The 24,537-nt window shown below is 42.2% G+C and carries 22 protein-coding genes and 3 pseudogenes; 12 read left to right on the top strand and 13 right to left on the bottom strand.

The features are described from left to right. Positions 1 to 238: 238 nt before the first annotated feature. Positions 239 to 475: a VF530 family DNA-binding protein gene (locus tag PV763_RS13715; RefSeq protein ID WP_005005662.1), complete on the top strand. Its 237-nt coding sequence runs from the start codon at positions 239 to 241 to the stop codon at positions 473 to 475. Positions 476 to 829: 354 nt separating this feature from the next. Here the strand turns inward: PV763_RS13715 and lldD are convergent, their stop codons facing one another. The 4 genes from lldD to PV763_RS13735 all read right to left on the bottom strand — a co-directional run bounded on the left by lldD (position 830) and on the right by PV763_RS13735 (position 4,781). Further along, a complete protein-coding gene (gene lldD / locus PV763_RS13720) occupies positions 830 to 1,975 on the bottom strand; it encodes an FMN-dependent L-lactate dehydrogenase LldD (RefSeq protein ID WP_420938042.1) in 1,146 nt (381 codons plus the stop codon). Between the two features lie 3 nt (positions 1,976 to 1,978). Beyond that, entirely contained in the window at positions 1,979 to 2,722 is a 744-nt protein-coding gene (gene lldR / locus PV763_RS13725) for a transcriptional regulator LldR (RefSeq protein WP_004282146.1), read from the bottom strand. Between the two features lie 17 nt (positions 2,723 to 2,739). After that, on the bottom strand, positions 2,740 to 4,404 hold the full coding sequence (gene lldP / locus PV763_RS13730; protein WP_004282148.1) for an L-lactate permease: 1,665 nt from the start codon (positions 4,402 to 4,404) through the stop codon (positions 2,740 to 2,742). A gap of 224 nt (positions 4,405 to 4,628) precedes the next feature. Further along, the gene (locus PV763_RS13735; protein WP_370940781.1) at positions 4,629 to 4,781 is read right to left on the bottom strand and encodes a hypothetical protein; all 153 of its coding nucleotides are present in this window, start codon (positions 4,779 to 4,781) and stop codon (positions 4,629 to 4,631) included. A gap of 288 nt (positions 4,782 to 5,069) precedes the next feature. On the opposite strand from PV763_RS13735, the gene PV763_RS13740 reads away from it, so the two are divergent. Beyond that, positions 5,070 to 5,447, top strand: a complete 378-nt coding sequence (locus PV763_RS13740; protein WP_228305215.1) for a hypothetical protein — start codon at positions 5,070 to 5,072, stop codon at positions 5,445 to 5,447. Between the two features lie 45 nt (positions 5,448 to 5,492). Continuing rightward, positions 5,493 to 5,834 (top strand): histidine kinase dimerization/phospho-acceptor domain-containing protein, encoded by a 342-nt coding sequence (locus PV763_RS13745; protein WP_180039010.1) that lies wholly within the window; start codon positions 5,493 to 5,495, stop codon positions 5,832 to 5,834. Positions 5,835 to 6,255: 421 nt separating this feature from the next. On the opposite strand, the gene bioD is transcribed toward PV763_RS13745, so the two are convergent. The 7 genes and pseudogenes from bioD to PV763_RS13780 all read right to left on the bottom strand — a co-directional run. Next, positions 6,256 to 6,921, bottom strand: coding sequence for a dethiobiotin synthase (gene bioD / locus PV763_RS13750; protein WP_180039009.1), 666 nt, complete (start codon positions 6,919 to 6,921; stop codon positions 6,256 to 6,258). Beyond that, positions 6,918 to 7,703: a malonyl-ACP O-methyltransferase BioC gene (bioC, locus tag PV763_RS13755; protein WP_004733124.1), complete on the bottom strand. Its 786-nt coding sequence runs from the start codon at positions 7,701 to 7,703 to the stop codon at positions 6,918 to 6,920. Before bioC ends, bioD begins: the two co-directional genes overlap by 4 nt. Continuing rightward, the gene (locus PV763_RS13760) at positions 7,670 to 8,839 is read right to left on the bottom strand and encodes an 8-amino-7-oxononanoate synthase (protein ID WP_074382703.1); all 1,170 of its coding nucleotides are present in this window, start codon (positions 8,837 to 8,839) and stop codon (positions 7,670 to 7,672) included. The genes bioC and PV763_RS13760 overlap by 34 nt, the downstream gene beginning before the upstream one ends. Beyond that, positions 8,836 to 10,116, bottom strand: a complete 1,281-nt coding sequence (bioA, locus tag PV763_RS13765; protein WP_004733126.1) for an adenosylmethionine--8-amino-7-oxononanoate transaminase — start codon at positions 10,114 to 10,116, stop codon at positions 8,836 to 8,838. The genes PV763_RS13760 and bioA overlap by 4 nt, the downstream gene beginning before the upstream one ends. Before the next feature lie 88 nt (positions 10,117 to 10,204). Continuing rightward, positions 10,205 to 10,915, bottom strand: coding sequence for an alpha/beta hydrolase (locus PV763_RS13770; RefSeq protein WP_004282161.1), 711 nt, complete (start codon positions 10,913 to 10,915; stop codon positions 10,205 to 10,207). Between the two features lie 65 nt (positions 10,916 to 10,980). Next, positions 10,981 to 11,970, bottom strand: coding sequence for a biotin synthase BioB (gene bioB / locus PV763_RS13775; RefSeq protein WP_004733127.1), 990 nt, complete (start codon positions 11,968 to 11,970; stop codon positions 10,981 to 10,983). Between the two features lie 147 nt (positions 11,971 to 12,117). Beyond that, a pseudogene (locus tag PV763_RS13780) lies at positions 12,118 to 12,726 on the bottom strand (IS982 family transposase); the annotation flags it as partial. On the opposite strand from PV763_RS13780, the pseudogene PV763_RS13785 reads away from it, so the two are divergent. The 8 genes and pseudogenes from PV763_RS13785 to mdh all read left to right on the top strand — a co-directional run. Next, a pseudogene (locus PV763_RS13785) lies at positions 12,715 to 13,245 on the top strand (TolC family protein); the annotation flags it as partial. The pseudogenes PV763_RS13780 and PV763_RS13785 sit on opposite strands and share 12 nt — an antisense overlap. Beyond that, a pseudogene (locus PV763_RS13790) lies at positions 13,235 to 13,644 on the top strand (transposase); the annotation flags it as partial. The pseudogenes PV763_RS13785 and PV763_RS13790, both read left to right, overlap by 11 nt. A 306-nt stretch (positions 13,645 to 13,950) precedes the next feature. Beyond that, positions 13,951 to 16,107 (top strand): TonB-dependent siderophore receptor, encoded by a 2,157-nt coding sequence (locus PV763_RS13795; RefSeq protein WP_420938043.1) that lies wholly within the window; start codon positions 13,951 to 13,953, stop codon positions 16,105 to 16,107. Between the two features lie 71 nt (positions 16,108 to 16,178). Further along, the gene (locus PV763_RS13800; protein ID WP_004733134.1) at positions 16,179 to 16,790 is read left to right on the top strand and encodes a DUF4198 domain-containing protein; all 612 of its coding nucleotides are present in this window, start codon (positions 16,179 to 16,181) and stop codon (positions 16,788 to 16,790) included. Positions 16,791 to 16,832: 42 nt separating this feature from the next. Continuing rightward, the gene (locus tag PV763_RS13805; protein ID WP_311204716.1) at positions 16,833 to 17,114 is read left to right on the top strand and encodes a hypothetical protein; all 282 of its coding nucleotides are present in this window, start codon (positions 16,833 to 16,835) and stop codon (positions 17,112 to 17,114) included. Positions 17,115 to 17,117: 3 nt separating this feature from the next. Next, positions 17,118 to 18,677 (top strand): PepSY-associated TM helix domain-containing protein, encoded by a 1,560-nt coding sequence (locus PV763_RS13810; protein ID WP_420938044.1) that lies wholly within the window; start codon positions 17,118 to 17,120, stop codon positions 18,675 to 18,677. After that, the gene (locus PV763_RS13815; RefSeq protein ID WP_420938045.1) at positions 18,674 to 18,946 is read left to right on the top strand and encodes a hypothetical protein; all 273 of its coding nucleotides are present in this window, start codon (positions 18,674 to 18,676) and stop codon (positions 18,944 to 18,946) included. The genes PV763_RS13810 and PV763_RS13815 overlap by 4 nt, the downstream gene beginning before the upstream one ends. Before the next feature lie 255 nt (positions 18,947 to 19,201). Next, positions 19,202 to 20,374 (top strand): iron-dependent methanol dehydrogenase, encoded by a 1,173-nt coding sequence (gene mdh / locus PV763_RS13820; RefSeq protein ID WP_420938046.1) that lies wholly within the window; start codon positions 19,202 to 19,204, stop codon positions 20,372 to 20,374. Between the two features lie 505 nt (positions 20,375 to 20,879). Here mdh and PV763_RS13825 read toward each other — a convergent pair. Continuing rightward, positions 20,880 to 22,061, bottom strand: a complete 1,182-nt coding sequence (locus PV763_RS13825) for a helix-turn-helix domain-containing protein (protein ID WP_004647792.1) — start codon at positions 22,059 to 22,061, stop codon at positions 20,880 to 20,882. 201 nt (positions 22,062 to 22,262) lie between these two features. On the opposite strand from PV763_RS13825, the gene PV763_RS13830 reads away from it, so the two are divergent. Beyond that, entirely contained in the window at positions 22,263 to 23,774 is a 1,512-nt protein-coding gene (locus PV763_RS13830) for an aldehyde dehydrogenase family protein (RefSeq protein WP_005093765.1), read from the top strand. 177 nt (positions 23,775 to 23,951) lie between these two features. Here PV763_RS13830 and pnuC read toward each other — a convergent pair whose 3' ends face one another. Further along, positions 23,952 to 24,521, bottom strand: coding sequence for a nicotinamide riboside transporter PnuC (gene pnuC, locus PV763_RS13835; RefSeq protein ID WP_004281962.1), 570 nt, complete (start codon positions 24,519 to 24,521; stop codon positions 23,952 to 23,954). Positions 24,522 to 24,537 lie beyond the last annotated feature (16 nt).

The following is a 24,537-nucleotide window of genomic DNA, read 5'->3' on the forward strand; positions in this document are numbered from 1 at the left end:
GAGCTTGAAGCAATGTACGATTATAAGATTAACCCGTTAGGTCAGGTGGCCTAACTTAAATAAAAGTCTCCGACAAAGCCGGTACGGTTCAATCTCTTACCAATATGATGCCTCACTCGATGGCTGGGGGGCTCTAGAATTTTGGTGGCTATTCAGTCCATCATTACCTACATTCCAACTCTCTAGTTTTCCAACTAGCCCAGGTTATAATAGCCACCCAAAATACGATTGATCTATTATGAACACCTCCAATGACCCTTTACACGGCAAAAAACTTGCTGACATTTTGGATGAATTATTGGATTACTACGGTGGCTTTGAAGGCTTAAGTCACAAAATTGAAATTAGATGTTTTTGCATAGACCCAAGTGTTAAATCATCATTACGATTCTTGCGTACCATACCATGGGCACGTGAAAAAGTAGAGAGCTTATATTTGTACGTCTTACGCCAAAAGGCCAAACAGAAACCGTAGCCTCAGGCAACACCCCTCTCATCATAAAATTATACCAGTCAGTAAAATACCTTTAGATTAAGCATATGTATGTTGGTTATTATTGTTGATTATCACAATAAATTAGTGACCAAAAATAAAAGTACCCCACCCCATCTTAAATTACGTCACACAAAATAAAAACTCTATATAACTGTTATATATAGAGTTTATTAACGTACCAATTGTGTTATTTAGTGTATTTTATGTCGGTGACTCTTGCCAAGGTTGGTTTTTTTTCAAAAGGAAGCTTTGTTTACCCAAATTATTTAGATAAGAATCTCTTTTTTCAAAGGAAAGTTGGCAAAGCCTTAGTAATGTGAGTAATTAAATCGCTTACTCTTTCTCTAGCTTGACCAGGCAATCCGATGTAATATCTGCAATGGTTCTTGCACTAGTCAATGTCATTGCCACACGCATTTCTTTCTCAATCAAATCTAGTAAATTACTTACCCCAGAACCGCCGGCAGCACCAAGTGCGTATACAAATGCACGACCAAGCATGCAAATATCTGCACCCATAGCCAACATACGTACCACATCAAGACCGTTACGAATCCCTGAATCTGCTAAAATTTTGATGTCACCTTTGACCGCACTTGCAATTGAAGGAAGCGCACGAGCAGAAGACAAAACACCATCAAGCTGACGACCACCGTGATTGGAGACCACAATTCCATCTGCTCCGAAACGTAGCGCATCCTTGGCATCCTCAGGATCTAAAATCCCCTTAATAACCATGGGACCCTCCCAATAATCACGAATCCACTCAAGATCTTTCCAAGAAATTGAAGGGTCAAAGTTATTTCCCAGCCAACCGATATAATCTTCCAGACCTGTCGGCTTACCTAAATATTTCGAAATGTTACCCAAATCATGCGGACGACCCAATAAACCGACATTCCAAGCCCAGTGTGGGTGCATACACGATTGCATATAACGACGTATTGCAGCATTTTTACCACTCATTCCTGAATGTGCATCACGATAACGCGCACCTGGAACAGGCATATCGACTGTGAATACTAAGGTAGAACAGCCTGCGGCTTTAGCACGTTCCAAGGCATTTTTCATAAAACCACGGTCACGTAGTACATACAGTTGAAACCACATCGGACGTTGAATCGCAGGTGCCACTTCTTCAATTGGACAAACTGAAACTGTTGATAAGGTAAATGGAATGCCCTTTTTATCTGCGGCAACCGCGGCTTGAACTTCACCACGACGCGCATACATACCCGTTAGACCTACAGGTGACAATGCCACTGGCAACGCCAAATTTTCACCAAACAATTGCGTTTCTAAGCTCAGCTCAGACATGTCATTTAACACACGTTGACGTAAAGCGATTTTTGATAAATCGTCTACATTACGCTTTAAAGTATATTCCGCATAGGCACCACCATCGATGTATTCAAATAAAAATGGCGGTAAACGACGTTTCGCAGCTTCACGATAGTCATTTGCAGAAGAAATAATCATAACTTATGTCCTATTTAATCGACTCGAACGTTGACGACGAGCTTCTTCTTCATCGATCATACGTACGCGTTGAACAACAAATTCAATATGCCCACAAGCTGCCTTACGTGCAGTCTCTGAGTCTTGACGTTCAATTGCATCCATCACTTCAAAGTGCTGGTCATGCAATTGTTCAAAATGTTGTGGTGTGGTGTAAACTTTACGTCGCCCTAACATCACGTTGTCTTGCAATAAATCAAACAAACTACGCATCATTTGGATCAGCACTAGATTGTGGGATGCTTCTGCAATCGCCAGATGAAAATTCGCATCCGCTATTGCTGCGTGGGCATCATCACCTAAAGCCTGAAAATGGCTAATCTGCTCAAAACATTGACGAATATTGATCAAATCACTGGGTGTGGCACGTTGTGCGGCATACCATGCTGTACCACCTTCAAGCACCATACGAGCTTCTTGTACATCAAAACGATATTCAGGATCCTGATCCATCAAACCGGATAATGGCTCAACGATTTGATACTGTGACCAATGTGCAGGCAACTGCTTTAAATAGGTGCCTGCACCCGCTTTGCTCTGAATAATCCCTGCGGTAATCAGTTGTTGAATCGCCTCACGTAAAGAGCTACGAGACACACCCAATTGTTCACAGAGTTGGCGTTCAGCAGGCAATCGCTCTCCGACTTGCACATTATTTTTTTCAATCAATAGACGTAAACGCTGTACCACTTTGTCGGAGACTTTCATTTTTTTCCTTGACCCGTTTACGGAATCATCCACGGGAAAACATAAGCTTGTAAGGTCACAATAATACCAATCATCACCGTAAAGATAATGCTGTGTTTTACTGTAAATCTAAATAAATCAGATTCTTTACCAACTAAGCCCACTGCCGCACAAGCAATCGCAATTGATTGAGGAGAAATCATCTTACCTGTTACTCCACCACTGGTATTGGCAGCAACTAACAAGACTTCAGGCACACCGATTTGCTGTGCTGTAGTTGCTTGTAACGCTGAAAACAATGCGTTAGCTGAAGTATCTGAACCTGTAAGAAACACTCCAACCCAACCCAAGAATGGTGAGAAGAATGTGAAAGCCTGACCCGTATGTGCCAGTGCTAAAGCAAGCGTCGCTGACAGACCTGAATAGTTTGCAATGAACGCAAAAGCCAGTACCATACCAATCGAATAAATTGGGGTTTTTAGTTCATTCACGGTTTCAAAGAATGTCGAAACTGCCTCTTTAGGTTTCATGTTTAAATAAATAATCGTGATCAATGCCGCCAATATAATCGCCGTACCCGTTGCTGATAACCAATCAAACTTATAAATCGCATCATAATCTTTAATTTCAGGCACGACAGGTGGTAGCTTTTGAATCAATTGATGCAAATACGGCACTTTAATTGAAACTACTAAATCACTTAATGGGCCGTCCTTAACAAATAAATCTTTAAAAGGTTTGATGCTCCAGATCGTCACCATTGCTGTAAGTATCAGAAATGGAGACCAGGCTTTGGCTATCTGTGCCACACTATATTGTTTACGAGCTTGCTTGATAATAGTTTCATCTACCTGTATATTTTTGTCCTCAAAAAGAAAAATATGTTTTGGTTTCCAATACTTAAGCAAGATAGTTAAACTGATTAATGATGCAATTGCAGCAGTGATATCGGGTAACTCAGGCCCAACAAAATTTGATGTTAGATATTGCGCTAAAGAAAAAGATAAGCTGGCAACTAAAATAGCAGGCCAAGTTTCTTTAACCCCACGCCAACCATCCATGATTGCCATGATCCAGATCAATACAATTGGCACCATAAAGGGTAACTGACGACCAACCATTTGACTGATTTCCATGGTGTCAACACCTGAAACCTGCCCAGCGACAATGATCGGAATTCCCATTGCACCAAAAGCAACAGGTGCAGTATTAACTATCAGGCATAGCCCAGCCGCATATAAAGGCTTAAAGCCGAGTCCCACCAACAGTGCCGCAGTAATTGCGACGGGCGCACCAAAACCTGCCGCACCTTCTAAAAACGTACCAAAAGCAAACCCAACTAATAGCATTTGCAGACGTTGATCTTCTGTAATTGACAGAATAGACGAACGAATAACATCAAACTGTCCTGTTTTTACTGAAATCTTATATATAAAAACTGCACCGATAATAATCCATGCAATTGGCCACAGGCCGTAGAAGAATCCATAGACCATTGATGCTAATGCCATTCCAATTGGCATTTTGTATAAAAATAATGAGACCAGAAAGGCTAAAAAAACGGTAATTGTAGCGGCTACACTACCCTTCATGCGAAAAATAGCTAACGCTAAAAAAAAGAAAATAATTGGAACTAGCGCAATAGCACTCGAAATCCAGATATTGCCTATAGGATCATAAATTTGTTGCCACTGTTGAAGCATTGTCTACTCCTTGAAATGCTTAACTACTAGATTGAACAGTTTATTGTACTTAAACACTAAATTGGTATGACCAATTTAGTGTTTAAGAGATAAAATGTGCATTTTGTATTGGCGATATTAGTAATATTAGCCCAAAAACACAATATAAAAGATTTAATTTATTTTTTGGTATGACCAATTTTTATAATCTCTTAAAATTTTATATATTAGATTTCTTTCATAATTCACTTTTTACTCAGCTCAAAATTATAGATTCCCACAATTAAATTAAATCTTAATCCTAGTCTTTTGCCAGGGTTGCGATATCGCTCGGCAAGGATTTTGAAGGTTTTCAAAGTTCCAAATACCTGTTCAATCCCAATTCTTCTTTTATTGATTTCTTGGTTATAAAATTTTAGCTCGAGATCTGGTTTTTAGTGCTTTTTTGCTTTTAATGGCCATAAACTATTTGGATACAATGTATAAATCCCTTGATAGCCTTTATTTGCAAGAGGCTTTGTTGCACAAACCTACCACTGAAAGCTTCTTGGGGAATATAATTTCTAAATGAAGAGGTCTGCACCCAAGATCTATCGTACAACCAGTTGATCTACCTACAATAAAGCCTTACTCAGTCAAGGAAATATATCAATTTGGTTTGATTCAGCCATCCAATGGTCGCTCGATTGACTCAACAACTGCCGATGCAAAACTTGGATGAAAATGTACTAGCCCAACAACTTCATTCCACCAATCAAGAGCAGTTGATTGCCTATAAAGTGTCTTTATTTGGCTCTGACGTCAGTGTCGTTCAGCATGTGGTAGCAAAAACCCGAGGTGCACCGAAAGATTTAAGCCACCAAGTAGTTGGCTTTAGTACAAAGCAACAAGGTGAGGCTCAGTTATGTGTTACGTCGTGGGGATATTCAAGTGGTGGAAGCAGAGCGGATGTTCCTACGTGGATAATTGCTCAAAAAGATTTTATAATCGGTATTAATACCAATAATTTTGTTTTTATTGCTATGTATAGGCTTAATCGTTTTGATTATTCGTCGAGAGCTTAAAGCCTTAGATGAAGTTTCAACCTTTTAAGTCAGCCAAATTTATCAGTGAATGATGCTACTCACTATTTAAAAACCTTAGATGCCAAAGTAATGCCTTCCAAGGTACAGTCCTTTGCCCAAAACTCTAAGCACTTAATACATAAACTGCATCAAAATCCGGAAAATGAAAAAGTATTTAGTTCATACGCCGCCCATGAATTGCGTAGTCCTTTAACCGCGATCAAAACTCATATCCAGCTTGCACAACTGATGGCAGAACAACAGGCAAGCTCGCCCAAATTGCAACAAAGCTTGCAGCAGGTACACATTGGTATCCGCCGATGTACCCAGCTACTGGAACAGCTTCTAGCACTTTCCTCTACCGATCAAGTACTGAGCGATATCTAGTACAGTATTGAAATTGCACGGCTCCTGACTCAGGTGATTGCCGATTTACAGTCGCTTTATCCGGAAATTGAACCCAGTTTAACAATTGACTGACCGAGCCTGATCCGAATTGCCCTACCCGATTTTGAACTATATACCGTCTTTAAAAACCTACTTAAGAATGCTCTATTGCAGGCACAGGCAAATACCATTTCAATTGCTATGCTGCATGTGTGCTGATCATTCATAATGATAATCAAAGGTTGAAGATATGCATACTTGGGACAGCGTTTCTGGCATAAATCTCCCTAGCAAAATGGGCATGGGCTAGACTTATATTTGATGAAAATGGTGTTAAACAAATATGGCTATCAGATTCAATTTACAGTGGCGCAACCTCAATATTTAAGCATTCACATCAGCCCCCCTGTAAGCTGATCACTTACTCATGGATAGACGGGGCTAAATTTAAAGCTGGAATATCAACCCATGTCGTATCAGCAAAATCACGCTGCAAATACTGTTTTAAATAAGCAATGGTATCTTCAGCGATCAAGGGATCTTTGGAGTTATCTGCATGATTAAAAGCAATGGCATATAATTGAACCCCGCGGAGTTTTAACAACTCAAGACTCAGCAAGGTATGATTAATACTGCCTAAACGCCCTGAAGTGACGAGAATCACCGGATAATTATGTGTCTGAATATAATCAATAGTCAGGAACTCTTCGGTTAAGGGCACCATCAGACCACCGGCACCTTCCAGCAAAATACAGTCGTAGGCCACAGCCAGCTGTTCGGTAGCCTGATGAATCTGTTCAAAGTTAATGGCTCGCCCATCCAGCCGCGCAGCAAGATGCGGTGAAGCCGGATACGTAAAAATTTCCGGCATGGTCAGTTTTTGCTGGTCTTCCGGTAACAATCCACAACCCATAATTGCACGATGCTGTTCGATATCTTCTGATATATCGACATTTCCGGTCTGGATCAGCTTTTGGGTTATGGTACGAATGCCCTGCTCATTCCAATTTTTGGCCAGAAAACCAGTAGTAAAGGTTTTACCAATTGCGGTATCAATGCCGCTGACAAAATAAATCTGTGCGCTCATGCTGTCTTCCGTGCAATGACATAAACCGGATGATAGGTCAGTGCATACTGTTTGCTTTCAGGGTCTTGGAATTGTTGATAGCCGGTATAAAAATCCTGTAAGGACGATTTTGTCCACCGAAACCCCTGTGCCGTCGCCTGTACACCAGTGGCTTTGATATGCTGTAACACCTGTTTCGGATGCTCAAAATGCAAGGTCATCTGTTCTTCTGTCTGCAGCAGAATGTCAAAGCCTAAGGATTCAAGCAGTTCACAGACCTCCGCTAAAGACAGATAATCCAGGCCTTGTCCGGTCAGTGCCTTAATTTCCTTTAAATTATTGTCCGTATAACTGGCAAAACACAGATGCCCAGAGGGATTTAAGGCCTGCGCAATGTTGAGCAACAATGCTTTTAAATCCGAGATCCATTGCAATGCAGAACAAGACAACACCATGTCCAGAGACTGCGGCAGTGGCAAGGTTTCAATATTACCAATCCCCCACAAAAGCCGATCATCTTCCGGGAAATGCTGCTTCACTTCGGCATATAGATCATTTAAAAATAAATGATCAAAGCTGTAATACTGCATAAAAAGCCGGGTAAAAAACCCTGAACCGCAGCCAATTTCCAATACCCGTTGCAAATGTGGTTGTGCTACATGCTGCTGCATGAACTGCATCAACTCTGCCGCTACGGCACTTTGTACCAGCGCATGCTGCTCATAACTGAGATTTGCCTGAGCAAAACGCTGGGCAATCTGTTTGCTGTTCATCGCGGCAAATTCCTCAGCACCTGCAGACATGCGTCCAGCTCATCCGCAGAAATGTTCTGATTCAGGCAGATTCTGAGTCTGGAGGTGTTGGCAGGAACCGTTGGCGGACGTACTGGTAGCACATAAAATCCCTGCTGTTGCATAATTTCAGCCGCCTGAATGGTGCGTTTTGCCTCACCAATCAGTACCGGCACAATTTGCGAGGTTGACGGACAGTGATATCCCAAGTCTTGAATGCCCTGCTGACAGCGTACAGCCAATGCTGCCAAATGTACTCGTCCCGCCTGAAGCTGCTGTACCTTCTGAAAAATAAATCTAGTCCAGGCCATACATAGTGGCGGCTGGGCGGTACTAAAAATTAAAGGTCGCATGCTATTAATCAGATAGTCACGAATCACTGGCGCACAGACCAGATAACCACCAACTGAAGCCAAAGCCTTGCCAAAGGTACCGACCAGGAAATCAATCTGGTCCAATACTTGATACTGTTCTGCGCAGCCCAATCCACGTTCACCGCGCACACCAATTGCATGTGCCTCATCGACATAGAGCATGACTTTTGCAAACTGCTGTTTTAATGCCACCAAAGCAGCTAAATCTGTTTCATCCCCATCCATACTGAAAATTGATTCAGTTACCACAATGATGCGCTGGATAGATTCATCTGACTGATATTTTTCTAAAAACTGAGTCAAATGCTGCAGGTCATTATGGCGGTAACGCACATAGCCAGCTTTGGATAAACGAATCCCGTCGATAATACTGGCATGTACTAGTTTGTCAGCAATGATCATGGTTTTAGCATTACTGAGCGCAGGAAGAATCCCGATATTCATGTGATAACCACTATTAAACAGCAGTACTGAACTTCCAAAAGCCTGTGACATCTGTGCTTCAAGTTGTTCAAAATTGGGAAAGTTTCCCGTCAGTAAACGTGAAGAGCTTGAACTCATATGTCGCTCAGACATCGGCGTGAGGTCAAAAAATTCCTCACGTAGCGTTAAGTTGGATGCCAGACCTAAATAGTCGTTGGATGCCAAATTCAGCATCTCTTGACCATTGAGTTGCAATCGTGGCTGGCTAGAAATATTGGACTTAAACTGGCGATATTGCCCTTGCTGTTTCAAGTCATCTAGCTGCTGCTGGAAATGCTCAAGATGGTTCATGCTACTGTCTCTATCTGCTGAATCATCTCCCGCATATGCTTTAATAAAGTTTCAAGTTGCTGTGTTGAAATTACATATGGCGGCATGACATAGACCAGACGGCCAAAAGGACGAATCCAGACGCCACGGCATACACATTCAGCCTGAAAACGAGCCAAATCAACAGTTCGATGTAGCTCAACCACGCCAATTGCGCCGAGGACACGCACATCTTTGACTTGTGCCAAGGATTTTAAATCCAGTAAATATTGTTCTAGTGTACTTTCAATCTGTTGAATACGCGTCTGCCAGTCTTGAGCCAGTAACAGCTGGGTACTTTTCAATGCGACCGCGCAGGCCAACGGATTAGCCATAAAAGTTGGGCCATGCATAAACACACCCGCTTCACCACTTGAAATCGTCTCTGCTACATGGCGAGTGGTTAAGGTCGCTGACAGGGTCATATAACCACCAGTCAATGCCTTACCGATACACATAATGTCTGGTGTGACCTGAGCGTGTTCATAAGCAAATAGTTTTCCAGTGCGGCCAAAACCGGTGGCAATTTCATCTAAAATCAGCAGTACATCGTACTTTTCACACAACAACTTAGCTTGCTTTAAATATTCTGGATGATAGAAACGCATCCCCCCTGCACCTTGCACAATCGGCTCGATGATCATGGCAGCAATCTGCTGATGCTGCAGTGCCAGTATGCGCTCAAGTGGCTGTATATCTTCGGGTTGCCATGCCCCATCAAAACGGCTTTGAGGTGCCGGAACAAATAAACGGTTCGGCAAACTCGAACCAAAAATTTGATGCATACCAGTTACAGGATCACAAACCGACATGGCATTCCAGGTGTCGCCATGATAGCCAGAGCGTGTGGTAACAAAGTTAGTTTTTTGTGGTTGCTGACGTGCATTCCAATATTGCACAGCCATTTTCAACGCCACCTCAACCGCGACCGAGCCGGAATCGGCAAAGAAAATTTTATCCAGTTCAGGCGCCGTGATCTCGAGTAGCAGTTTAGACACATCAATCGCAGGCTGATGAGTCAAACCACCAAACATGATATGTGACATCGACTCTAATTGTTTTGTTACGGCCTGATTGAGTTCAGAATGATTATAACCGTGAATTGTGCACCACCAGGACGACATGCCATCAATCAGCTCGGTACCATCTTCAAGTTCAATGACTGCACCATGTGCAGCTTTAACTTTGTAACATGGCAAGGGTTGTGTCATGGAGGTATAAGGATGCCAAATATGCTGTTGATCAAAAGCGTCCTGCACAGAATTTACCCCAATTATTAAAACTAAAACTGATCTTAGCGCGTTAAATCTGAAAATGAAACGTCAAGAGCTACCAATCTCTTTTTGCTTAAGCCAGATCGGCTAAAAATTTTAAAATTGGCTCAACAAGTAACTTGGTATCAAAAAGGATGGCATCGTGCGTGCCCTGTATTTTTACCAAATTCAGATTTTGGGTTGTTAAAAACACAGATTCTTGACTAACTTTGTAAGGAACCAACATATCATTCTCGGAAAATATAAATAGCATCTTGACTGAATGATTTTTTAAGATATCCACTAGATTTAATTGCTGCAATAGATAAAGATGCTTAACCTGATAGTTTAAATCAATACTATTTAACTGTTGGTGCAATAATTTTGCACGTTCACGCGCTGCTGCGCCAGCTAAAGTGACCAAGGTACAGAAGCGCTGCATCCCGCGTTTTGGATCAGCCAGTATGGAGGATTTAAATTGTGTATATTGTTCAACTGGCATTGCCTGTGGCCATGCTTCGTTGGCCACGAAACAGGGATTTGACATACAGCAAATCACTGGCTTGGCAATTTTCAGTTGTTGCTGGATTTCATTAGCCAGCAAAAGTGCCAACTGTCCACCCAAAGACCATCCCATCAAGACATCAATAGAACTCGCCTGCCTGACTTTTTCGGCCAAAATACTTTCCACGTTAGGATCAAAAATATCCCATACTTCAACTTGATGCTGCTGCCGTAACTGTTCTACAAACGGGGTTAAGACCGCTGTTCCTAGCCCCCAACCCGTAATCATCAGTATCTTCATTTTGTCTGCTCCAATAAAAAGGGACCAATTCAAGTTGAAATGATCCCTGTTTGTTACACGATTAATTAAGCAGGTTGCATCGCATCTACAGCCAATTCTTTAGCTGTTTTCTTGGCAGCTTCAGCTTTTAAGCCTAATTTAGCAAACAAGACTTTGTCTTTACCTTCACCACTGTTCGGGGCAGTAAGCAATTTATCACCTGAAAATAATGAGTTAGCTCCAGCCATAAATGCCAGTGCCTGATCAGAGTCAGAGAGAGATTCACGACCTGCCGACAAGCGGATATAACTCTTCGGCATAATAATCCGTGCTACCGCAATAGTACGAATCCAGTCAATCACATCCAGTTTTTCAACATCGGCCAGTGGTGTGCCTTCAATAGGAACCAGCATATTTATGGGCACCGAACCCGGGTGAATCGGCATAGTCGCTAGTTCAAATAACAAACCGACTCGGTCTTGTACGCCTTCGCCCAAGCCGACAATACCGCCACTACAGACATTAATTCCGGCATTACGCACATGATCAAGCGTATTTAAGCGGTCATCAAAGCTACGTGTACTGATGACATTGGCATAATATTCACGTGAGGTATCAAGGTTGTGGTTGTAATAATCTAGCCCTGCATCTTTCAGACGTTCCGCCTGTGAGGCATTCAGCATCCCTAGGGTCATACAGGTTTCCATGCCCAGTTTCTTGACTTCCTGCACCAATTCCAGCACATACGGCATATCGCGTTCATGCGGGTTACGCCATGCTGCGCCCATGCAAAAACGGGTCGAACCGGAAGCTTTGGCCTGTTTGGCTTCAGCAATCGCCTTTTGTACTTCTACGCGTTTTTCAATTTCCAGATCAGTATCATAATGTGCAGATTGCGAACAGTATTTACAATCTTCCGGACAACGGCCCGTTTTAATTGAAAGCAGAGTACTGACCTGAACAGTATTCGGTTCAAAGTTTTGGCGATGAATTTGCTGTGCCTGAAACAGTAAATCCATTAAAGGCAAGTCATAAATTTCTTGTATTTCGGCACGTGACCAATCATTACGGATCATCTTGTCTGCATCATCTAAAATTCCATTGAGTAAATCATACGCTGTTTTTTTTATTTTTCTTTAGCGTTTTCTTTCATATTCATTGCCTGCTTAAAATAGCTTTAGTGTATCAAGCTATTTTGAAAGCTTATTTAACTCGAATCCTGCTTAAGCCGATGATTCCTTAATTTGAATTGTTGGCTTATTTTGATGAGTGAGTTGATATGCATATAGTGAGGTGTAAATTCCACTCAGAAACCCATGAAGACTACGTGCTTTACTCGTCACTAAATTGTATTGCCCCTTCAATAAACTGAATAATGTTTCTATCTTATTGCGTTGTCTTAGGTGATATTCATCTGATGCACAAAGTTGAATAGCCTGCATATTCTTTCGATGATAAATAATTAAATCAATACCTTGATGTTTCAATCTAATTTTTAATTCTTGGCTGATGTAACCTCGATCCCCGTAAAGTTTTGCTTCTACACCAGCAACCAATTGCTCAACCATTTTTATGTCAGCAACATGTCCATTCGATAAAGCAGAACAGGCAATTTCACCAAATTGATTCATCGCAATATGTAATTTATAGCCATAAAACCAGCCCATTGAGCTTCTACCACGTGATGCAATTTGGACTAATGATTTATGATGCTGAATACGTTGAGTTTTACAAACTGGCAGAGTTGTTGAATCAATCCATAAATATTGTGTACCTTGGCCTTTCATCAGTGCCACATGTAAAGCGTGTAAAGCTAATTCATGCATACCCAATTGGCTCAAGCCAATGTGAAAGCCCAGCAAGCGGCAAAAAAACCGAATGTTTTTGCTTTTGGCGAATATAGTCTGGATCAAAATGAAAACTGGATTGTCGGAGTTGCCGCACGCTATAACCTGTTTTCCGGGATCGATAAAAACAAGAATATTCAGGCTGCCGAACTCAAACGCTCTGCTACAGAATTACTCACTGCACGCACCCAGCAAGAAATTGAAAATCTGATTTATAAATCTTATAGCGAAGCACTCAGTGCACAGCAAAGTGATGCACTTCTGGCACAAAACTTGAAAGCCGCACAGGAAAATTTACGCATCCAAGAATTGTCTTTTAAAGAAGATATGGGCACCGCCACACAGGTCATCGATGCACAAAATATGCTGAGCGGACTACGAGCTGAAACTGCCTTGAATGCCTACAAATATGTGATGTCACTGGCCACCCTATTACAAAGCCATGGCTCGATTACAGAATTTCCGAACTACATTCAACATACCAATACCCACTATAGATGCTAAAACTCTTCAAATACGAGCAGTTCAGCTCACAACGAATAATGTGAGTGATTCACGAATCCTTGGGGAGTTACTTGATCAAATTCCGTTGGATGAACAGATTGATTCAGTTTATACAGACGAGGCTTATAACACCAAGCAATGCCGTCAAGTCATTGCAGACCGGTAAGCATATGCGGTGATTCCACCTAGAAAAATGCGAAACCATGGAAAGATACAAAGAGTAGCTCGCTAGAACGAAATGAATTACTTCGAACAGTTAAACGTTTAGGCAGGACACTATGGAAAAAATGGTCAGGCTATCATCGGCGAAGTTTGGTCAAAACCAAAATGTATTGCATTAAATTATTAGGCGATAAATTAACGGAATTAGGTCGACCTCATACCCAAGTTGTCACTTGAATTCGAGTAACTTAGAAAAGATCTATCTCTGAAGCCTTTATGCAACAAAGTCACTCCAGATTGAGGATTTGAAAATTTATAGTGCAGTATATAAACAAATTGGTTCAGGAGCACAAAAGTAAGGTAATAACATCTTTTTTTAACAGTGATATTTTATTGTTCCCTACTCCTTACATTAAACTTTTATTTGTAGATTTACCTATCATTAACTCATTTTTCATTTGGATTTCCTATTATATTGAGATTGCTTTAAGAGATATTAAACAATAATATTACTGATAATCATTATCATTTACATTAACTAAAATGTTTTATACCGTTCCTCCATCATTTAAGCTTTCTCTTCTTAGTCTTGCAATTTTAGTGTCCCAGCAATGTTTTGCCGATGATACTCAGCAATTACCGACGATTACAGTTACAGCGGAATCAGAACAGAGTGAGCTCAGCTCCGAACAGAGTAAGGCTTATATCATCCAAAATTCGTCAACCGCCTCAAAACTGAATATTCCACTCAAGGAAACGCCGCAAACAGTCAATGTCATCACTCGCCAGCAACTGGATGACTTTGCCTTAGATAATACCCGGGAAGTACTGCGTAATGCCCCTGGCATTATTGTCAACAATCAGGAAACGGAACGGAGCTCCTACCTTGCCCGAGGTTTCGAGATTTCGAATGTTTTAGTGGATGGCGTTGGTATTCCACTCGAAGGCTATAATTATAATAATGATAATCCGGACAGTTTTTTGTTTGACCGTATCGAAGTGGTGAAAGGCGCAAATGCCTTAAATAATGGAATTGGCGATCCTGGTGCAACCATTAACATGATTCGCAAACGCCCTACTCAGGAACTTCAGGCAGCCTTGAATGCCAGTTACGGTTCATGGAATACGCAGCGCTATGAAGCAGATATATCCTCTCCTCTCACCCAGGATGGAAAAATCAGAGGCCGTGTATTTGGCTATAAACAGAATGGTGACAGTTATCTGGATCGTTATGAACTGAAAAAGAACGGCATAGGTGCTGTTGTGGAGGCAGATGTAACTGACACAACCCTATTGACCGCAGGCTATACTGAAAGCAATCATAAGCCGAATGGTGTGAATTGGGGTTCTAATCCACTGATCAATACCGAAGGTGAGCAGCTCAGTTACTCACGGAATTATAATTACAGCCCAAGCTGGACCTATTGGGATAGCAATATTAAAAGTTACTTTGCCGAGCTTGAACGAAAACTGGCAGGCGACTGGACAGCCAAACTGACTTATGATGAAAAACGCACACAACGTGATTCAAAGCTCTTGTTTCTGTCTGGAAAACCTGGCGCAAATGGCACTTCAGGTATCTTCCTCTACCCAGGCATGTATATTGATGATAATACAGAACAACAAGCCAGCCTGAGTTTTAGCGGCACCTATCCGCTTTGGGGACAACACCATGAAGCCTCATTGGGCTATGTCTGGGCCAAGAATAGTCTGGATGAATTGGGTTATGCTGGCAGCTTTGTCAATCCGCTGACCACAGATTTAGCCAGCTTTACACCAGAAGAACCAAGCTGGGATCTATCGAAAACCAGTGGGGAAATGCATATCCGGCAGAAGAACCAGAGCCTTTATGCTGCGACCCGACTGCATCTGAATGATGATCTGAAACTGCTTTTAGGTGCGAACTATGTTCAGGCTGAAAGCAGTGGTAGCAGTTATGGGACCGACACCATTTATGATGAAGATAAAGTTTTACCCTATGCCGGTTTGACCTATAACTTTAGCCCTGAATATACAGGTTACCTGAGTTATACCTCGATTTTCCGTCCGCAAACCACCAAAGCAGATGATGGCAGCATTAACAAGCCGATCGAAGGTGAAAGCTATGAAGTCGGAGTCAAAGGTTCTTGGCTAGATGACAAGCTTACCGCCACCATGGCCGTGTTTAGAACGGAGCAAAGTAATTATCCGCTTCGTGATTCTGATGGTATTCCGACTTTACGCAAGACTCAGGTTAGTGACTTGCGTTCCCAAGGCTACGAGTTCGGCTTGGCGGGACAACTGAGCGACCATTTAAACTTAAGCTTTGGTTATACCCAGTTTAGCCTGAAAGATCTGATCAATGGCGGTGATGCGCGTACCTTCAATCCAACCCAGTCTTTTAATCTTTTAACTACCTATCAGGTGCCGCAACTTCCAAAACTGAAACTGGGCCTTGGTGTGCAGTGGCAAGATCAGACCTATCTAGATGTGCCTGAAGCAACCGCCAATGGAGTGATTACCCAGAAAGCTGGAATCATTGAGCAGGATGCTTATGCGCTCGTGAACTTAATGGCCAGCTATGAGCTGAATGAGCATATGACCTTGCAAGCCAATGGTAATAACCTGACCAATGAAAAATATCTGTTCAATTTTCCGAATCAGCAAGGTTTTTATGGTGCACCAGCAAATTACAGCGTTGCTGTGAAATTTAAATACTGATTTTCAAACTTAGCTTTGACGACATGTTCAGGGCTAAATCATCACTACATACACAAAAACAGGTAAAACAAATGAAAAAAATGATCGCTCTGACCCTCGGACTGTCTATGACACTTTCAGCTCAGGCGCATATGCTTTGGCTGGAACGTGGCACAAATCAGCAGACTCATGCGTTCTTTGGTGAATATAGTGAACAGCTTAAAGAAACGCAGCAAGGTGCCTTGAAGTCTTTTAATCAAGCAAAGGCCGTTCAGTCTAGAAAAAGCTTTAGTCCTCAAATGCAACAAGATCATTTGCTTTATGCGACCCAAGGCCAGACAGATGTCCAGCTCAGTCATGAATTGATCTATGGAGAATCATTGTTGAGCTATCATGCCAAATCCGGCAGACAAAACTTGAAAGCAGAGTCAGAACTAGATATTGTCCCGACTCAGATCAACAGCAATACATTTACGGTACTGTATCAGGGTAAAGCTGCTGCGGATGTTGAAGTCACAGTCTTTTCCCCGCAATTCTGGCTAAAAAAATACACTACCAACGGCCAAGGCCAGATTACGATCGCCACGCCATGGAAAGGTCAATATGTCATTGAAGTTGGCAAAGAAGCAGACAAGGCAGGAAAATTGAATCAGCAGGCCTATAAAAAACAGTATCTGGTAACGACTTTAAGTTTTGTTTATTAAGTTTTTAGATTTTCATCAGTATAGATTTATTCAAGGCCAAATATGATGTCTATTGTAGTGCAGCCACTTGCCATTCTCTATCGCTTAGGCATGACCTTTGGCATTGGCTACTTGTGCAGTTATTTAATCGCACTCGATCTGGCTTACTTTTTACAAGCTTATTTGCCTAAAGCTGAGTCTGTCTATTTGGCTGCATTTACTGCCCTGATTTTTTATGTTTGTTTTGTGATTGGAATCTTCTGTATCCAAAGTTTAAAAAAGCTTTCTATCTATAGCCTGATTCCTTTACTTATTTTATTTCTCTTCTCCCGCTTCATAGGTTAAACCATGCATAAATCTGTCCGTCAATCCATGGCATGTTTACATTCATGGCTGGGTTTAAGCTTTGGCTGGTTACTCTTTGCGATCTTTTTAACAGGCGCGGTCACCTATTACCGACATGAAATCAGTCTATGGATGCAGCCTGAATTTGCCACAATGCAAGTCAATCAGGAAACTGCCTTAAAATCTGCTTACAGCTATTTACAGCAGCATGCACCGGACGCCCAAAACTGGTATATCGTAGTCGCCAATCAAGACTCACCGGTGAATAAAGTCTACTGGCAAAAAGCGGATGGTGGCTATGAAGTCAAAACCCTGAATGCTTCGACAGGAAAAGAATTACAGCTTTCAGCCACACAAGGGGGAGATTTTTTCTATAATTTTCATTTTCAGCTCTATGGTATGCCCTACACCATCGGTCGCCTCATTGTGACGGTCGCTGCCTTTATCATGTTATTGACTCTGATTTCAGGAATCATTACCCATAAAAAAATCCTGACAGACTTTTTTACCTTAAGAGCATTTAAGGGGCAGCGCTCCTATCTGGATTTTCATAATGTCAGTTCAGTGATTGCCCTGCCGTTCTTTTTGACCATGACATTTACCGGGCTGGCGATTTTCTTTTATATCGTGCTGCCTTCCGGTATGAAAAAGCTTTATCCAGACAATCCCTTTCAATATTTTGAAGAAATTCGCACAATCAATACATCAGCCACCCCCTCAGTTCCTGTGAAAACCCAGATGCTGCCAATTCAACATTTTATCACCACGGCACAGCAACACTGGGGATATGCGGAATTTGACAATATCACGGTCAAGCAGCCCAATACCCAGCTGGCACAAATAACATTAACCCAACTCCAAGATCATTCCATTACCCGAAATCAGGCACAGCTTATTTTAAATGCAGCTACCGGAAAATTGCTTGAAAGTACACGCAATGAAAGTGCAATTGCCACACTCAATGCCGGCATGTATGGTTTGCATATGGCACGTTTTGCTGAACCTGCTTTACGTTTAGGATTGTTTTTCTCTGGCATATTGGGCTGCACCATGATTGCCTCCGGTCTGCTGCTGTGGAGTCTGAAACGCCAGATGCAGAAAAAATCAGCGCGGTTTCATCTCGGACATTATTTGGTGAACCGCTTGAATATCACCATGATACTTGGCTTGCCGATTGCCATGCTGGCTTATCTCTATGCGAATCGTTTTATCAGCATCCCTGTAGGTGCACCAAATTATGAGATTTATAGTTTTTTCAGTATTTGGCTCGGCAGTTTCATTCTGGCATGTTTAACACCGCAGCAATATTTATGGAAAATTCAGCTTAAAATCCTGATTGGTACTGCCTTTATAATTCCCCTGATTGATATTTATTATTTAGTTTCCCAGCAATATGTTGATTCTTTTGCGACTTATTGGCCTTTTTTGCGTATTGATCTGATGTTATGGACCTTGGCACTTCTCGCCCTATTGTTACACCAGAAAATTACGCCCATTCAGCAAAAGGCTATTAAGAAAATCCAGACCAAACTGAAAGCCGTACAGCAGGAGTCTTCCATATGATATGGATCGCAATCATGGGGCTTTTATGGCTAAGCTGTTTTGGTTTTTATGCGGTGAGTGAAAAGCAGATCCTAAAAACCCGAAAATCTCGGTACGCTTTTTTAGCGAATTTTCCTACGTACACTAAGTTCGCTGCAGGTATTTTCTTATTCGTCGTAATGGTTTTATTACGGACCCGGTTTAGCTACAGTATTAGCTTTGTGGCTCTATGGGTATTTCTAAGCCCTGTACTTTTTATCTTTATCTTAAAAATGAATAAAGCATTTTAGTATTTATTTAAAATCAGAAAGTAGTAAACAGCCTAGTGCGCTACTTACATGCCCTCTATTGAACCAATCTACCCAGTATCTGCTAAACCTTGGCAACCTACTTTTAAATATTTCAGATTCATTATTTTGGCTAGAATCAGAAATTTAAATTGGTAGGTATTTGGTAGGTAGGATTCTTTTTAACTTCATCCAATACTTATATTACGGTGAGGGTCACCGATAAAATAATCAATGAATGGTAGAAGGAATCACGCCATGGCTTTTAAAAATATTTCAGATCAAACTAACGGTTTTTATATTCCCTGTGTTTCACTTTTTGGTCCGGGCTGTGCTAAAGAAATCGGGATCAAAGCACAAAATTTAGGCGCCAAGAAAGCACTGATTGTAACTGATGCTGGCCTGTTTAAATTTGGTGTTGCAGATGATATTGCAGATTATTTGAAAGAGGCAGGTGTTGACAGTTATATTTTCCCAGGTGCGGAACCCAATCCAACTGATATTAACGTGCATCATGGAGTTGAAGCTTATAATGAAAATGCCTGTGATTTTATTGTATCGTTAGGTGGGGGCTCATCACATGACTGTGCCAAAGGCATCGGTCTGGTCACTGCAGGTGGCGGACATATCCGTGATTATGAAGGGATTGATAAAAGTACCGTTCCGATGACACCACTGATTGCAATCAATACCACGGCAGGGACGGCTTCGGAGATGACACGTTTCTGTATCATTACCAATACCGATACCCATGTGAAAATGGCGATTGTAGATTGGCGTTGCACACCACTCATTGCGATTGATGACCCTAAACTGATGTTGGCCAAACCTGCCGGCCTGACTGCGGCAACAGGGATGGATGCTCTGACACATGCGGTCGAGGCCTATGTATCTACGGCTGCTAATCCCATCACTGATGCCTGTGCAGAAAAGGCGATCACCATGATCAGTGAATGGCTCAGTCCCGCAGTGGCGAATGGGGATAATCTAGAAGCACGGGATGCCATGAGCTATGCTCAATATCTTGCCGGAATGGCCTTTAATAACGCCTCTTTAGGATATGTGCATGCGATGGCACATCAGCTCGGAGGCTTCTACAACTTGCCGCATGGTGTTTGTAATGCAATTCTGCTCCCCCATGTTTGTGAATTTAACCTGATTGCTTGTCCTGAACGTTATGCCAAAATTGCCCAATTGATGGGGGTGAATACAGAAGGCTTAACCGTAACTGAAGCAGCTTATGAAGCGATTGGCGCCATTCGTCAGCTTTCGGCTTCAATTGGTATTCCATCTGGGCTGACGGAATTGAATGTAAAAGAAGCTGACTTGGCCATCATGGCGGAAAATGCACAAAAAGATGCCTGCATGTTGACCAATCCACGTAAAGCCAACCATGCCCAAGTGGTAGATATTTTTAAAGCGGCGATGTAGTACCTCAATGTAAGTATTCTCTCCAAGTATCTGACTTACATTTTTAACAGCCCCTGTTTCACTTCCTGAGGAAGTGTGCCAAGAGCAGACATGCATTTTCCTGTTCCTGGCTGATCCTTTTGCCTTCATAAGAGGATAAAAGCGGGGGGTGTTTCTTTTTTATGAAGTCCCCTTCATTATTAATATCGACATTAATCCCATGGTAGAAAAATGCCACTATTTTTTTAGCCCGTTCTAGCCATAAATAAAATTTCATAGCGTATTATCTTACGATTATATTTGATCCCTGAGGAATAAACTGCGCGTCCTTCAAATGACATGAAGGTGAGCGTAGCTGATATCAAGCATCTAGGCAAACAGCAAACTGGGTAGCCACTGATAAAAATTTTAGGATCAGGTTCAGTCTAAATTAATAAGTAAACTCACAGTAAGCAAGGATAATACTTAATATTCCAGAATATTCCTATTTTAACTGTTTAGCTTTGTACCGACAGTTACATCAGCTTTAAAGATTTTTATATTTTAACAGAGTCTGATGAACGGGATGGTTTTTGGGCATCAGTTCAATCAGGCGTTCTACAGCATCAATCGCTTCAGGAAAATGTGCCACATGTTTCAGCAAGACATCGGTTTCATTAGCCTTGAAAATGGCATCGCTCAGGCGTGATTCCAGACAATCTCTCCAAGCGCATAGAAATGGACTTTCTGTTTTGGCCAGAAATACGCCGGTACATAATTTCAAGGCTGAATCGATATACCCAGCATCTAAAGATTGCTCTGTCATTAAAAAATCAGCCTCTACATGCGCCAATAAACGATAGGGTCTGGAACCCAGCATACCACCTAATAAATCGCGTAATTGTGACATTTCTGCTTTTAAAGTACCCATACTGACCTTGCGCTCGCCATATAAGGCTTGATGCAATGTATCTAGACTCAGACCCTGCGGACATAAGGCTAGAATGGTCAGAATTTCAATCTGTCGAGGAGTCAGAACCAGCATCTTGCCATTAAACAGCACTTGAGGTACTGAAAAAGCTCGAATAAACAGGCGCTGCTTCTGGCATTCTAGTAGAGCCGACTGGATGATCGTAGCACAGCGCTCCGCAGCTAGTAGTGCTAAACTGTTATGCTTTGGCCAGGTAGTCGACAGATCAATGACACCTAAGACCTGTTTTGAATAGGGATCAATAATCGGGGCAGCGTAACAAACCCAATCATGAATGGAGGACATGTAATGTTCACTGGAAAAGACACAGCTGGATTGTTGAGTTTTTAAGGATAATGCCAATGCATTGGTTCCGACTAGCTCTTCGCGCCATTGCCCACCTTCAATAAAATGTACACTTTCTGCGGCACTTTGCATTTGTGGGCTAGAAGCTGCCCAAATGATGGTGCTGCCGATATCTCCGACCGCCAGCACCATAGAAGATTGCTCGGCAATATGTTTTAAATCCTGAGCACAATGTTGCAGGGCTTGGGCTAAAGTTGAGGAAGAAGTGGTCTTTTTTAAATCCGTCAGCGGTGCTGCTAAACGATTCTTCGGGATTTCAGCCGAGGATGAACGTTGCCAGGAGCTGGCAATACTCTGTCCCAGCTGTTCTGCATGTAAGGGAGACAAACTGCTGTTTTGCCGAAGCTGATCAGTATTGTGCCTTTTTTCCATCAAATCTTGTTTTGTCATCATTCCTTATTCTCACAACAATTCATGATTTACATCCGCTGTAATCGTTATTTTTTTAAAATGGATGAAAATATCGTGAACATGCTAGCCCCAACCTTTTTCCAACCTTATACCAGTTATATTAATCAAATAAGGTACAGAAGTACCTTATACCAAAGCTGTAGAAGCGGTTTTGCCATACGAAAATAAGCAAAGGAAATAAATATGCGTTACGTCGATCCTAATCAACCTGATTCAAAAGTTCATTTTAAAGCACAATACGAGAATTTTATTGGCGGCGAATGGGTCGCTCCGGTCAAAGGTGAATACTTTGACAACATCTCTCCGGTAGATGGCAAAGTCTTTACCAAGGTTCCGCGTTCTTCTGTAGAAGACATTGAATTGGCCCTGGATGCAGCGCACAAAGCCAAAGAACAATGGAACAGAGCATCGCCGACCACCCGCTCCAATATTCTGTTGAAAATTGCCGATCGTCTGGAACAAAATCTGGAACTGCTGGCAGTGGCAGAAACCTGGGATAACGGCAAACCGATCCGTGAAACGCTGGCTGCCGATATTCCGCTGGCTATTGACCATTTCCGTTATTTTGCCGGCTGTATTCGTGCGCAGGAAGGCGGCATTTCCGAAATTGATGAAGATACGATTGCTTATCATTTTCATGAGCCGTTGGGCGTCGTGGGTCAGATTATCCCGTGGAACTTTCCGATTCTGATGGCTGTCTGGAAACTGGCACCTGCCCTGGCTGCGGGCAACTGCATTGTGTTGAAACCTGCAGAACAGACTCCGGTCAGCATTCTGGTGCTGGCTGAACTGATTCAGGATATTTTGCCACCGGGCGTGTTGAACATCGTCAATGGCTACGGGGTCGAAGTCGGCCGTCCACTGGCGACCAATCCCCGTATTTCCAAGATTGCCTTTACCGGTTCCACCGCAGTGGGTCAGATGATCATGCAATATGCGACTGAAAATATTATTCCGGTGACTCTGGAACTTGGCGGTAAATCACCAAACTTGTTCTTTGCCGACATTATGGATCAGGAAGACGATTATCTGGACAAAGCGCTGGAAGGTTTTGCCATGTTTGCCCTGAACCAGGGTGAAATCTGCACCTGTCCATCGCGTGCGCTGATCCAGGAAAGTATTGCTGACGAATTTCTGGCGCGTGCCGTTGAACGGGTGAAACGGATTAAAACCGGGCATCCGCTGGATACTGACACCATGATTGGCGCGCAAGCCTCACAGGAACAGCAGGACAAGATTCTGGGCTGTATTGCCACTGGTCGTGAAGAAGGCGCACAGATCCTGACTGGTGGTGAAGCACGTCAGGAAGTGGGTCAAGGTTTCTATATTGAGCCGACTATCTTTAAAGGCACCAATGACATGAAGACCTTCCAGGATGAAATCTTCGGGCCTGTATTGGCTGTGACCACCTTTAAAGACTTTGATGATGCGATCAAGATCGCCAATGATACGATTTATGGACTCGGTGCCGGTGTCTGGTCACGCTCAGCGCATACCTCTTACCGTGCAGGCCGTGCTATTCAGGCAGGTCGGGTCTGGACTAACTGTTATCACATCTACCCTGCCCATGCGGCTTTCGGTGGTTATAAAAAATCAGGGATTGGGCGTGAGAATCATAGAATGATGCTGGATCATTATCAGCAGACTAAAAACTTGCTAGTCAGCTATTCGACCAAACCAGCCGGGTTCTTTTAAGAAGTGAAATACATTCAAAGCGAACTTCGGTTCGCTTTGAATGTATGGTAGCTAGCTTTCACAAAATATCAGCAACATCTTCAAGCTGCGGCCAATTCAAATAAAGTTTTTAGTCTATAAATACTTTTTTTAAAGGAAAGAGCATCACCTCAAATTTCTATTTGCAATAGTGTCATTTCAAGATAATTTCACTCTATAAAGATTTCGCCACATTCTCCAGCCATTGAGTGCCAGAAGAATAAAAATAAAATAAAGCACGGCGGTTAAATACAATGACTTATAGCTATACATGCCGACATAAATCACATCTAACACACACCATAATCCCCAGCTTTCAATATATTTTTTTGCCGCCCAATAACTTGCCACCAAGCTAAAAGAAGCCAACATGGAATCCAACCAAGGGAGTGATGCTGTGGTGAAATGAGCAAATAAGGCGCCAATCACCAGACCGGCGACAATACCCACAATCAGGCTATATACCCAGATTTTTTTATTCAAATAGCCAATCTGCACGGTGATAGCCTGGTCATGATTTTTCTTCGACCAGCTATACCAGCCATACAGTTGCATCAAGATAAATACGGCTTGTAATGCTGCGTCTGCAAATAAATTGACACGATAAAAAATAATCATATATAAAAATACAGCGACAATATTCACCAACCAGCAGACTTTATATTGTTTGGAGGTCAGCCAGACACCTAAAACGTTTAAAATGAACGCTGCAATTTCTATATTTTCCATAACAATATAACCTGAT

Origin of the sequence: Acinetobacter sp. AS5, from assembly GCF_048957595.1 — a bacterium.
Lineage (GTDB): Bacteria > Pseudomonadota > Gammaproteobacteria > Pseudomonadales > Moraxellaceae > Acinetobacter.